The sequence below is a fragment of the Winogradskyella eximia genome (assembly GCF_003386165.1).
In the GTDB taxonomy this organism is placed as follows: domain Bacteria; phylum Bacteroidota; class Bacteroidia; order Flavobacteriales; family Flavobacteriaceae; genus Winogradskyella; species Winogradskyella eximia.
In genome coordinates this window covers 43,396-56,374 of record NZ_QRDV01000004.1, presented here as the reverse complement: position 1 = coordinate 56,374, position 12,979 = coordinate 43,396, and the positions used below count along the sequence as shown (strand labels likewise).

Here is a 12,979-nt window from a genome sequence, read left to right as displayed (position 1 = left end):
TTATTTGTTAGGATCTGTAGATGCTCCAACAGTAGCTTCTTTAAACCAAACTTCTGCATAGCTTCCGTTTGCATATTGTTTTACTATATCTCCATCGTATGTTTTAGAGCCTGTTTTAATATTAGCTTGATTATAAGCTCCTTGCTTAAAGTAATTTATCTCACCTGCATAAGCAATTTCGCGTTCTACTCCTACTGTTCTCCTAGATGAATACCCATCTATTATTTGTTGCGGTATAGCTTTTTTTGTGGAAAAATCTGACTTTAATAAGTTCTTAGTAAACTTTATAGTTTCATGACCTTCGCTCGTAAAGGTTAAATACATAATACCTTCGTGTACGTTTACCTCGTAACTAAACTCTTCACCTAAAGCAATACCATCTTCTGGTTCTGCAGGACTTGTAGTTGCATTCTCTCCAACCACTGAAAAATCATATCCCCAAACTGCTGTAGAATAATCCCATCTACCAGAATTATCTCCTTCTGTATTTATTTCATAATTCCAAAAGACAGATCCTTTTGTATGACCTGGAAATTTTTTATAGAAAATTTTTAGCGGTTCGTTTTCATGTCCTTCATGACTATGAATTTGTCCTACAACAACAGAATAAGAGGAAGATATATTTGCATCTCCTGTAGTTGAAACATGTTGTACTTTTAAAGTACCTGTTAGTTTTCCTCCTGTTTCTGGAATCCAATGTGCTTTTTCACCTAGCTCTGTTCTTGTGTTACTAGAAGTTTTAGAAGTTATACCAGAGTTTGGTGTTTTATAAACTACCCAATCCGTTTTTCCATCGTTTTCAACATAAAAGAAATCTTCTTTTTGAAAACCTACCAAGTCTTCAGACCTTGTGCCATCTCCTAAAAGAATCTTCCATTTATCCATAAATGGAATAACATCACTTGGATACTTTATTTCTGTTTCCGTTTCGGTTTGAACCGTTACCTCTGAATTAGTTTCAGTATTGTTTTTACATCCAAAGATGAGTAAAAGGATGAAAACTGTAAATAGTGATTTTTTCATTTATTGATTAATTTATAGCATTTGGATTAATACATTAGTTTCATAACTAAATTTTCTTCCGTCTTAATTTGTCCAGAATTAACAAGTGTGTTTTCTGATTCTACATTATTTTTTGCTCCCCAAAGAATAGATACAAATTGTACTGGATTGTTTTTAAATGTGTTTTTAGTGATATTCACATTTACAATACCATTATGATTTAATAGTCGTTTGTTCTGCTCTTTAACACCACAATTAGTAAATGTACTATTGGTAACTAAAAGATTTCCGCCAATAGTAGACTCATCATAGCCACCTCTGTAATAATCAATAACATTTTGTTTTACGTTATTGAAGTTACAATTGTTTACAGTTAAATATTCTGTGTTATAATCTCCTTTATCATTTGTTTCTTCAGATAATTCTATTCCGTTTTCACAGTTTGTGATCGTTGAGTTTTCAAAAGTAATACGCTCTGAAAATGATTCTTTATACACTTTTAATACATAATTAAAATCACTGATTTCAGTGTTAGAAACAGTTAAACCAAAATGATTAGCCATGTTTTCTTTTAAACTTGCAAATGCATAATTTGACGCATTTCCTTTTAAAATTATATTGTTTACAGTTAACTTCCCTTTAGATTCTAATGAAAATAATGGTGTGTTTGCTTCCCCAGAAAAAACAAGTTGTGCTTTTGCATTTTCTTGGGATTGAATGGTAACTGTTTTATTAATAATTAAAGACTTGCTTAAAGTGTAAGTCCCTTCAGCTACAGCAATAATATCACCATTATTTGCTTCGTTTATTTTAGTTTGCAAGTCTTCTGATTTAGATACAACATGTTTAGTTGGCTCTTTAGCCTCCATAATATTTGAATACCAAGACGTACCGTATTTAGATTTATCTAAAATATTAGGATTAGCAACATCTGCACCTACAACTGCACCAATGCTTTTGCTGTCTTTTCTAGAATTACCAAATAAATCTTTTTCAATGGTATCAAAATCGAATCCATTATAAGCTTCAACATCATTTGGAATTCCTGTTGGTATTAAAATGTTATCAGATATTTTTTTTAACTCTAATGATGCAGCTATAATTCCTCCATCAAAGTCCTTAAAATCCATACCTTGATTATCTACGATGTTGTTTTTAAAAGTTACACCATCCGCTTTATCGTTTTCAACGACAATGCTCTTAAGACCTTTTTCATTGTAAATAACGTTATTAGCAACGGTTGTTCTAATGGCTCTTGCAGAACGAATTTCAGACTTTGGTAATACATCTGCTTGCGCAATGTTTGTACCTACACCAAATTGCCATGGCGAACTACAGTTTACGTATGTGTTATATGCAACAACTACATCTGTAACTTGATTATAACGATTTAATGGTGATTTTGGAATACCATTCATTACAGCCAATGGACTTCTAAAGCTTGTTCCTTTTAGGTTAAAAAAGTAATTATTAGTCACCCAATGCCCTGTGTTAATTATTCTAATACCACCAATATTTTCATTGATACCATCACCAATAAAGTAATTACCATCAATTGTGCAATAATTACCATGGCGTGTTACTAAAGACCCTTCACTTTTATAGAATACATTGTTTCTAAATTCGTTAAAGTTTGTTTTACTTGAAATGACCTCAACTTCACCATTACATTCTTCAAACAAATTATTAGCAACATAAGTATGACTTGGTGACATTGACGTGTAACTATTTCCTAATTGAATAGTCTCTCCACTTGGACCACCTTTTACAGGTCTTGGACCAAAATGATTATTTACAATTTGATGGTAATTATTAATACTTTCAATACCTTCTATACTTACTCTTACTGTTGGCCCTCTGTTTGTTTTACCTGCAATATAACAGTTGCTTAACTCGTTGTGTCTTCCCCAAAACTGAATCCATAAATCGCTATTGTCTCGTTTTGGTTTATTAAAGTCTTCAATAACACTATTGGTTAACTTACAATGATATGCTATTTCGTCTAGCGTATCCTTATGGCTTATTTTAAAGTCTACAACTGCACTAGAAGGTGAAAATCCGTTTTTAAAATGCAAACCATCAACTACTAAATATTCACCACCAAATTTCAAATAAGATTCACCTTCAATAATTACCTTACCAGCAGTTTCAGCTTTTAAGGTAATAGGATTATCCTTTGTTCCTTTCCCTCTAAATTTAATTTTAACATCCTTCCAAACACCATTTTTTAGAATAATGTTGTCACCTGGTTGTGCTTTTTCAATAGCCTCTTTTAACTCTTGAGTATCAGAAATTAATGCACTTGATTCTATTTTTGCTTTTGTGTTCTCATTACAAGACAAAAACAAGACTAATAAACTGATAGCTAATAAACAATTTTTCATTTTTAGTATTCTTTTATAATTTTAGTGGGTTACTTCGAGTTCGTAATATTTCACTTTAGAAAAAGCTCCATCTGCTGTAGAACCTAAATAATTTCCCGCTTTAAAATAATTTTCATAAGGCCATTTATCTAAACTAACATCTTGATAAACTAAAGGCTCATTATCATTAAGTTGTAATTCTAATCTTGCTTCTGATGCAGTAATTCTGAATTGAAACTCGTCAAAACCAACATAACCCATATTATCTTTTATATCTGCCCATGTAGCACTAGATGTTTCCAGCAAATCATCACCAGAAGTACTTTCATCTATAAGTGATTTTTTATGCGACCATATATAACCGTCTTTCCAATATATTTTTATTAAAGGTGGACCATTATTTGAAGAAAAACTATGAGTCGCCATATCTTCAATTGAAATAATCCCATGAATTTGCATCACTATCGTTTTATGGTATTGGCTACTACTTTCTGGGTCTTCGGAAATCGCTACTAGTTTTAAACGACCAGAAATACTTCCACCTTCTTCTAAAGTCCAATTTTCTTTTGAGTTTGATGGATTTATTAACTCTCTCAACTCGGTTCTAGAATACGAACTGTTTGTTGTTGAAACTTCTGGAAATGTATAAAATTCTATTGAAGAGTCCGAAATATCATCGTACATATAAGGCTGAATTGATGTATTGGTTCTATAACCTCCATTTACCAATTCTGATGGCTGATATTCATCTGGACTACCATTGTTGTTTTCATCTACTGGTAAAGTGACTTTCCAATTAGAGAAATCGATATCTGCATATACCACAGGAATAGTATCATCATCAATATCATAATCTAGATCTTCAGTTGTTTTGGTACTGTCAGAACAACAAAAGAACATTACTATTGCAATTAAGAAAAAAAAGATCGATTTTAATTTCATTACCTGCTTCATTGTTAATTGGTTAACCAGATTGGTTAACCAAAAATAGCGTAATTTTTCAAATTACAAAAAGGAAACGCGATAATTCTGCATAGAATTAAGTTAATTATACAAACAAATATAATTAATAAGAGGTAAGCTTTGATAAAAGTACTTTATCTGCAGCAATACTAACTAGAATAACATCTTAATTAAGGTAAGATGATGCTTATCATTTTAAATTGCTCTTTAAACTTCTACTTTTGAGTATACTAACAATAAGAAATGACAGTTTTAGCCTATATAAAATATGCCTTAAAATCCTTTTTTATTGAAATTGGGGAACTTTCTTATTTCACTGCGCGATTTTTTAAAACAGCGTTTAAACCTCCGTTTGAATTAAAGGAATTGATACGTCAGTGTTATTATATGGGCAATCGCTCACTTTTTTTAGTTGGCATCACTGGCTTTATTATTGGTTTGGTTTTAACCATACAAACAAGACCAACTCTACTGGAATTTGGTGCAGTAAGTTGGATGCCATCTATGGTAAGCATATCTATTGTGCGAGAAATTGGTCCAATTATTACAGCTTTAGTATGTGCTGGTAGAATTGGCTCAGGTATTGGTGCAGAAATTGGCTCTATGCGAGTTACCGAACAGATAGATGCCATGGAAGTTTCTGGTACAAATCCTTTTAATTTTTTGGTGGTAACACGTGTTTTGGCAGTAACATTAATGCTTCCATTATTAGTTATAATTGCCGACGCTATTGCATTATTTGGTTCCTTTTTAATTGAAAATAGTAAAGGCAGTGTCTCTTTTACACTGTTTTTTAATCAAGTTTTTGATGCATTAGAATTTGGAGACATTTTACCAGCAACTATAAAATCTATCTTTTTTGGTTTAGCTATTGGATTAGTAGGTTGTTATAAAGGTTATTATTGTAATAAAGGTACTGCAGGTGTAGGTAAAGCTGCCAATTCAGCTGTTGTAGTTGCGTCATTATTATTATTTATAATAGATTTCATAGCGGTTTTTGTAACCGACATATTTTTTGAGTTATGACAAACAACAAAGACATTAACAAACAGAATATTGTACTCGAAATCAAAGATCTTCATAAGAGTTTTGGAAACAACCATGTGCTTAATGGCTTTAACTTAAAACTCTATCAAGGTGAAAACTTAGTTATAATGGGCAAATCGGGTTCAGGAAAATCTGTAATGATTAAATGTTTGGTTGGCCTCATGGAAGCCGATAGTGGTACTATTTCTGTAATGCAAAATGATATTACAAAATTAAACCAAAGTGCATTAGATACATTACGTGCTGATATTGGATTTCTATTTCAAGGGAGTGCCTTATACGATTCTATGACGGTAAGAGAAAATTTAGAGTTTCCGCTTAGACGACATACCAAAAGATTTGACAGTACTGCAAATACGGAATCACTAGTTATTGAAGCTTTAGATAGTGTAGGCTTAAGAGATGCTATTGACTTAATGCCATCTGAATTGTCTGGTGGAATGAAAAAACGTATTGCTATTGCCAGAACACTCATCTTAAAACCAAAAATAATGCTCTATGATGAACCTACAAGCGGCTTAGACCCAATTACTGCCAAAGAAATTATTTTACTTATGCAAACCATTCAAAAAAAATACGGCACGTCTTCTCTAATTATTACACACGATGTGGATTGTGCTCGTGTCATTTCGGACCGAATGGTATTGCTCATAGATGGCAAGGATTATGTGGTTGGTACATTTGCAGAACTATCCAAGCATAAAGATCCTAAAATAAAAGCTTTCTTTAAAAATAAAACATCATGAAACAAACAAATTCACAAAAGTTCAACCTAGGCCTCTTTATCATTATAGGCACTTTGCTTTTTATTGCTGCGGTTTACTTTATTGGCCAGCGTCAAGATATGTTTAAAAAAACGTTTACCGTAAGTGCATTTTTTCAGAATGTTAATGGATTACAAAAAGGCAACAACGTTCGTTTTGCAGGTATTAATATTGGTACAGTGAAAGATATTGTGATGATTAATGATTCTACCATAAAAATAGACATGAGCATAGATGAAAAAATTATTTCACACATTAAAAAAGATGCTATTGCAACCATAGGTTCTGACGGATTAGTGGGTAATATGATTGTTAATATTGTACCTGGAAAAGGCACCAAAGAAGCTATTAGTAATGGTGACCATATTTCATCTTATAGCAAAATAGGGACTGATGATATTTTAAACACATTAAACACCAGTTCAGAAAATGCCGCAATTTTAACTACAGATCTTCTCAAAATAACCAATAACATTACCAAAGGAAAAGGTACCATAGGTGTATTACTCAACGACACAATTATGGCAAGGGACTTAAAACTAACTATTACAAATCTTAAAAATGTAAGTTACGGAGCTTCAAATTCTATAGAAGAAATAAATGAAATACTAAAAGAATTAAAGACCAACGATGAGTCTGTTTTGGGTATGTTATTAAACGATACCATTTCTGGCTATAAATTAAAAACCATCATTAGTCATCTTGAAACTTCGAGCACACAAATAGACAGCGTAGTTAGAAACATCAATACCGTTGTTACTAATTTTGAAACTAGCGAAGGCACCTACAACTACATTGTTAAAGACACCTCATTGGTTAATAGTTTAAAATCTACCTTGGAACATATTAATGAAGGGTCAGATAAATTCAACCAAAATATGGAAGCTTTAAAACATAATTTTCTAACTAGAGGCTATTTTAAAAAACTAGAACGACAAGAAAAGAAAGCTGCAAATAATACTAAAGAATAAAAAAGTAGTTCTGCAACTGAATTGACTTATTCCGTACACTCATTTTTACAACAGTAAAATAGTACTTAGGACAAGAATAAAAACAGCAATAATAAATTTTATTTGGATTTTCATAATAGCACATTATTTATGCTATTAAGCTACGATAATAAGATTTCACTTACAATGACGCACGTCAACAAACGACGATTATTTCATTTTATAATTAACTTATGTTTAATCTTCTGAATTATGGCGCATTCTCATTCTACCTGTTATTTCATTTACCTTAATTTGAAAAACAACAGGCATTTGATCTTTGTCAATTTTACTTGAAAATTCGCTTATATAATCTAATTTTCTGTGTTCTTTGTTAATTATTAAATCTTTTACACCAAGTGAGAATTGATGTAATTTTGCTTTAGCTGCACTACCAGATAATTCTTGAAACGTTCCGTGCGCTAATACAGATTTCCAATCGTTTATTGACTCTAAATCTGATACACTAAGTGACACGTTATTATTTTTTCGCATCGCATTAATCTTATGACCTTCTGCAGAATATCCTATGATTACATTATTTGCCAAATCAAAAAAATAAGTAATTGGCACCACAAAAGGCTTCTCTCTGAAAATATATGATAGATTACCTATATAATTTAACATAAGAAGTGCAATCGATTCCTTTTCATTTAATACTCTAAACATGGCGCTAATAATTTTTCGTTTGTACCAAGTTAGTCATCCTTAATGATTTAAATTATGATTTAAATCAGTTGGCTGTGTTAATAGTTTGAAAAGTATATTCAGAGTTTTTTAATTTAAATCATAACGTAATAATCTAAGTGCATTTAAAACCACAACTATAGTAGACCCTTCGTGAAAAGCAACTGCTAAGCCAATATTGGTAAGTCCCAAAATAGTTACTGGTACTAACACAGCTACAACTCCCAAACTGATAAAAATGTTCTGTTTTATAATCCTTTTAGATTGTCTGCTCAAACCTATGAGGTATGGTAAATTTTCAATTTTATCAGACATTAAGGCAACATCTGCTGTTTCTAGTGCAACATCACTTCCTGCTGCTCCCATTGCAATACTCACTGTACTTAGTGCCATTGCAGGTGCGTCATTAACACCATCACCAACCATGGCTATTTTACCGTAATCATTAATTAATTTTTTTACTTCAGACACTTTATCTTCTGGCAACAAATTTCCTTTAGCTTCTGTTAATCCAATTTGTTTGGCAATAGCATCACCTACATTTTGATGATCGCCTGTAAGCATTACCATATGTTTTATACCAATATCTTTTAACTGCTGTAAGGTTTTTGCAGCTGTCTCTCTCGGTAAATCCATAACACTAATTAGACCAATAATTTCACTTCTGTAAGCTACAATCATTACTGTTTGGCCAACATCTAAAAGGTCTTTCATCTTATTAGTAATAGCTTCAACCACCATAATTCCTTTGTCTTCCATCAGTTTTACATTACCAATAAAAACAGAATCACCATTGTATTGTGCTTGTATGCCTTTTCCTTGAATAGCATTTACATTGACTGCTTTATTTTGAGCTTCAACCTTATATTTTGTTTCAATGTCTTTGGCTATAGCCTTAGCTAGTGGATGATTACTTAAACTTTCGACTTCTAATACTATTCTTATTAATTCTTTTTCATCGAAATTATTAATCGGAATTACATTAGTCAGTTTAGGTTTACCTTCTGTTAATGTCCCTGTTTTATCAAATGCCATAGTTGTTATTTCTCCTAAGTCTTCTAAAGCTTTTCCTCCTTTTATAAGTACTCCTTTTTGTGCAGCTCTTGCAATACCACTTAATACTGCACTTGGTGTAGAAATTGCCAAAGCACATGGACTTGCAGCAACTAAAACCGTTATGGCTCTATAAAGGCTATTATTAAAACTTTCATCAATTACTAAATAAGCAAAGCATAATAAAAAAACAACTATGATGACTATTGGCACATACCATTTTTCGAACTTTTTGGTTAAACGTTGTGTTGGTGATTTCTGAGTTTCTACTTCACTAACCATTTTTATCAAACGAGATACTGAAGAATCTTTACTTAGTTTTAATACCAGAACTTCAAGATTACTATCACCATTAATAGTCCCAGTAAATACGATATGTTTTTTATCAATTTGGGTAAACTCAGGTAAATTATTAGTGCTTGTGATAAAGGTTTTGTCTACTGGTATACTTTCGCCTGTTATTGGTGCTTGATTAATACTACTGCTACCACTAATTATTACACCATCTGCAGCAATTTTTGTGTTTGGTTTAACAACTATAACATCTCCTATTTTTAATTCATTTATAGCTATTTCTTTTAGCCTTCCTTCTTTTTTAACTAATGCGGTTTTAGGCGATAAATCATTTAGAGCTTCAATTGACTTTTTGGCTTTATTCATTGCGAAGTGCTCTAATGCATGTCCTAAACTAAATAGAAAAAGCAATAATGAGCCTTCTGCCCAACTACCAATATATGCAGCACCTGCAGCCGCAGCAATCATTAAAAAATCAATATCAAAACCACCTTTTATAATCTTCTTAGAAGCTTCAATAGTAATAAAATAACCACCAAAGAAATAAGAAACACAATAACCAGTTAATGAAACCCAATTGGGTAATGCACTGAATTTTTCGATTAAAAAAGCAGCGACGAGAAAAACACCACAGAGCATCGCAAAATACAGTTCTGTTTTGTTTCCTAAAATACCCTTGTGCTGATGCACATTTTCTTTCGCCTTTTCCATTAATTTAGTTTTATAGTCTAAACCTTATTATTGCTATCTAAATTAACATTTATGTCCGGAATTTTAATAAGTTCTACGGTTGCAGATGCTAAAATTATTTTACCGTTAGTTTTTTCAATTTCTACTCTTATTTTATCATTTAGAAGATGCTTTATATAACGTCGTTTTTTAAAATCGACAATGTATCTAAGATTAAACTGAATCCAATTATCGGTAAGTGATATGGCTAAAGTTGGGTCTATTTGTGCATCTTCAATGTAATACTTGTTGACGACTTTTTCCCAATCATGTTTTGAATTAGCGGTATATTCTGAAAGCGTTTCTGAAGCTATTTTTATAATAATTGATTTGGCTAAATCGATGTCAGACCCATAACGAATTGGTAAATTAAACTCGTCCCAGATAAAAGGAAAATCTTGCGAGTAATTATAAATAGGCCCTTTAAAAACAAATGCATTGCTCAGTTTTACAATTCTACCAGTATAATTATCGCTACTTACCCACTCTCCTATTTCCATCATTGTTGTATAGATACTATCTACATCAATAACATCGCCTTTAATTCCGTTAATTTCTATACGATCACCAGGTTGATAAACTTTTACTAGAAATATATAAACCGAACCTGCAATACTTAGAATTAGTTCTTGCAGTGTAAACGCCATTCCTGCAGTAAAAAGACCTATAATAATGGTGAAATCTTTTATTGAGCCAGAAAAATAAATGATTGCCAAAATAACTAACAAAGTGTAACCTAGAATCTCTATTCCTTTTTGAGCTTTATAACGAATTACGGTATTAGCTATCTTCTTTTTTAAATAGCGTCTTATCAATTGAATTGCAAATAAAACAACCAACAGCACAATTACAAACTTAATAACACTCATTGCTAAAGGATTAGCACTAACCCACTCCTTTAGTAGCTCTATTTCTGTCATTATAATGGCTTTATAGCTTTTCGTAAAAGTTTAATTTATTTTTAAGTGTTGTAATTTCAGCCTGAAGACTTTCAACTTGTTTTAATAAATTGTAAATCGCGTCAATACCTTCAAAATTAATATCTAAATCATAATGTAGACGCATCATTTTTTCAACATCATTAAGCTGATTTGTTTGTAAATAATTATCGCTTTCTGAAATCGTTATTTCAACCAATTCATACTCTTCCAAGGCATTAATAAAACTAACAGGAACATTATAATTTGTACAAAATTGAGTGATTGATATAAGTTGTGTCGTTTCCATGTTATCGTAATTTTGATAATTCTGTAAAGAGTTCTTTTTCTTTTTCCGTAAGATTTGTTGGTGTTTTTAGATTATAAGTCACATATAAATCTCCAAACTGTCCCTCTTTTTTATACTTAGGAAATCCTTTACCTTTTAATTTAACTTTTGTGCCATTTTGGGTTTCAGGTTTCACCGTTAATTTCACTTTACCATCAAAAGTATTGACGGTTATTTCACCTCCTAAAAGTGCTTTATACAAATCTAAATCTACAGAAACATAAAGGTTATCTCCATCTCTTTTAAAAGCTGTATTATTACGTATTGAAAACTCAATATACAAGTCACCATTTGGACCATTATTAACACCTTTACCACCATGACCTTTAATTTTAATAACCTGACCATTCTCTATTCCTGCCGGAATTGTAATTCGGATATTCTTATTATTAACGGTTAGTGTACGTTTATGCGACGTGTAAACATCTTTAAGGTCTAGCTCTAATTTTGCGTTAAAATCTTGGCCTTTAAACTTTACATGCTGACCACGAGATTGCGATGATTGTCTACCACCAAACATTGACCCAAAGAAATCTGAATAATCCTCCTCTGAATAACCACCATACTGATTGCTTGTACTTCGCTGATATTGCTCTTGCTGTTTTGCTTTTTCGTACTCTTCAGCGTGTTTCCAATTCTCACCATATTCATCGTATTTTTTACGGTTTTCTGGATCACTCAATACTTCATTAGCCTCATTAGCCTCTTTAAACTTTTGCTCAGCTTCCTTATCATTTGGGTTAAGGTCTGGATGGTGTTTACGAGCCAACTTACGATATGCTTTTTTTATATCGTTTGCAGTAGCCGTTTTTGGGATACCTAATACTTTATAATAGTCTATAAATGCCATTATTGTTTATTATGAGTTTTTGTGTATTGTTTTAAAATCTGTTTGAGACTTTCTAAATAATCTTCCATAATACTAACGGTCATATCTGGATGAGCATTTGTCGGAATGGTTATAGGATTTTCATCTAAGGTTGCATAAAGTTCTGGATAATTCACTTCTATGCTTGTAGTAAGCCTTATAATTTGATTTTCTATATCTTGAAGTGTTTTCATAACATCAGAATTTATATTATTAATTACTAAAGTTAGTCATTAATAGAATCATTTAAAATGATTAATATCATCATTATTAAAAGCTTAAATTATAATTTTACCATCTTCCATTTGTATAATTCTATCTGTTTTATTGGCAAAATCTTCATCGTGTGTTACAATAAGTAAAGACAAATCTTCCTCCACACTTAATTGTTTAAAAATATTAAAAACATTCTCTGCATTATGGCTATCTAAATTCCCTGTAGGTTCATCACCCATTATTATAGATGGATTATTAATTAATGCTCTAGCAATGGCAACACGCTGTTTTTCACCACCCGAAACTTGAGATGCTCGTTTATGTGCCAAATGCTCTATGTTCAGAATTTTTAATTTCTCTAAAGCATCTTGTTCAATTTCTTGAAACGTTTTTTTAGCTAATTTCTTAGCAGGAAGCATTACGTTTTCTAATACTGTAAATTCTGCCAATAAATAATGAAATTGAAATACAAAACCAATGTTCTCATTCCGCAAACGTGACAAATGATTACTATCCTTATCTGTAATGAGTTTATTATTTAGATACAACTCACCCTCATAATCGGTATCCATTGTAGATAAAATATAGAGTAAGGTCGATTTTCCACAACCCGATTTTCCCATAATCGAAACAAATTCACCTTTTTTAATTTCAAAATTGATATCCTTTAACACATGAAATAACACAGGCTTTTTAAAATACTTATTAATATGTTTTGCTTCTAATACGTTACTCATC

General features: G+C 31.6%; 13 protein-coding genes. 3 read left to right on the top strand and 10 right to left on the bottom strand.

All coding sequences use genetic code 11. The features are described from left to right. The 3 genes from DFQ10_RS09985 to DFQ10_RS09975 are packed head-to-tail and all read right to left on the bottom strand — an operon-like array spanning position 1 to position 4,307. On the bottom strand, positions 1–1,023 hold the full coding sequence (locus DFQ10_RS09985; protein WP_115817282.1) for a polysaccharide lyase family 7 protein: 1,023 nt from the start codon (positions 1,021–1,023) through the stop codon (positions 1–3). A gap of 26 nt (positions 1,024–1,049) precedes the next feature. Next, complete coding sequence (locus DFQ10_RS09980; RefSeq protein ID WP_115817281.1) at positions 1,050–3,386, bottom strand: chondroitinase-B domain-containing protein; 2,337 nt, start codon at positions 3,384–3,386, stop codon at positions 1,050–1,052. A 21-nt stretch (positions 3,387–3,407) separates the two neighbouring features. Continuing rightward, positions 3,408–4,307, bottom strand: coding sequence for a polysaccharide lyase family 7 protein (locus DFQ10_RS09975; RefSeq protein WP_245940678.1), 900 nt, complete (start codon positions 4,305–4,307; stop codon positions 3,408–3,410). Positions 4,308–4,571: 264 nt separating this feature from the next. Between DFQ10_RS09975 and DFQ10_RS09970 the strand changes: the two genes are divergently transcribed. The 3 genes from DFQ10_RS09970 to DFQ10_RS09960 are packed head-to-tail and all read left to right on the top strand — an operon-like array spanning position 4,572 to position 7,110. Beyond that, positions 4,572–5,354 (top strand): MlaE family ABC transporter permease, encoded by a 783-nt coding sequence (locus DFQ10_RS09970; protein ID WP_115817279.1) that lies wholly within the window; start codon positions 4,572–4,574, stop codon positions 5,352–5,354. Further along, a complete protein-coding gene (locus DFQ10_RS09965) occupies positions 5,351–6,121 on the top strand; it encodes an ABC transporter ATP-binding protein (RefSeq protein WP_115817278.1) in 771 nt (256 codons plus the stop codon). Before DFQ10_RS09970 ends, DFQ10_RS09965 begins: the two co-directional genes overlap by 4 nt. Next, positions 6,118–7,110: an MlaD family protein gene (locus DFQ10_RS09960; RefSeq protein WP_115817277.1), complete on the top strand. Its 993-nt coding sequence runs from the start codon at positions 6,118–6,120 to the stop codon at positions 7,108–7,110. Before DFQ10_RS09965 ends, DFQ10_RS09960 begins: the two co-directional genes overlap by 4 nt. 216 nt (positions 7,111–7,326) lie before the next feature. Here the strand turns inward: DFQ10_RS09960 and DFQ10_RS09955 are convergent, their stop codons facing one another. The 7 genes from DFQ10_RS09955 to DFQ10_RS09925 form a co-directional block, all read right to left on the bottom strand. Beyond that, positions 7,327–7,797, bottom strand: coding sequence for a pyridoxamine 5'-phosphate oxidase family protein (locus DFQ10_RS09955; RefSeq protein ID WP_115817276.1), 471 nt, complete (start codon positions 7,795–7,797; stop codon positions 7,327–7,329). A gap of 108 nt (positions 7,798–7,905) precedes the next feature. Next, positions 7,906–9,873: a heavy metal translocating P-type ATPase gene (locus DFQ10_RS09950; protein WP_115817275.1), complete on the bottom strand. Its 1,968-nt coding sequence runs from the start codon at positions 9,871–9,873 to the stop codon at positions 7,906–7,908. A gap of 17 nt (positions 9,874–9,890) precedes the next feature. Further along, positions 9,891–10,811 carry a mechanosensitive ion channel family protein gene (locus tag DFQ10_RS09945; protein WP_115817274.1) on the bottom strand — a complete coding sequence of 307 codons (921 nt, stop codon included), beginning with the start codon at positions 10,809–10,811 and terminating at the stop codon, positions 9,891–9,893. A 10-nt stretch (positions 10,812–10,821) separates the two neighbouring features. Next, positions 10,822–11,118 carry a chaperone modulator CbpM gene (locus DFQ10_RS09940; protein ID WP_115817273.1) on the bottom strand — a complete coding sequence of 99 codons (297 nt, stop codon included), beginning with the start codon at positions 11,116–11,118 and terminating at the stop codon, positions 10,822–10,824. A gap of 1 nt (position 11,119) precedes the next feature. Next, positions 11,120–12,007: a DnaJ C-terminal domain-containing protein gene (locus DFQ10_RS09935; RefSeq protein ID WP_115817272.1), complete on the bottom strand. Its 888-nt coding sequence runs from the start codon at positions 12,005–12,007 to the stop codon at positions 11,120–11,122. After that, positions 12,007–12,219, bottom strand: coding sequence for a hypothetical protein (locus DFQ10_RS09930; RefSeq protein WP_115817271.1), 213 nt, complete (start codon positions 12,217–12,219; stop codon positions 12,007–12,009). The genes DFQ10_RS09935 and DFQ10_RS09930 overlap by 1 nt, the downstream gene beginning before the upstream one ends. An 84-nt stretch (positions 12,220–12,303) precedes the next feature. After that, the gene (locus DFQ10_RS09925; protein ID WP_115817270.1) at positions 12,304–12,978 is read right to left on the bottom strand and encodes an ABC transporter ATP-binding protein; all 675 of its coding nucleotides are present in this window, start codon (positions 12,976–12,978) and stop codon (positions 12,304–12,306) included. Position 12,979 lies beyond the last annotated feature (1 nt).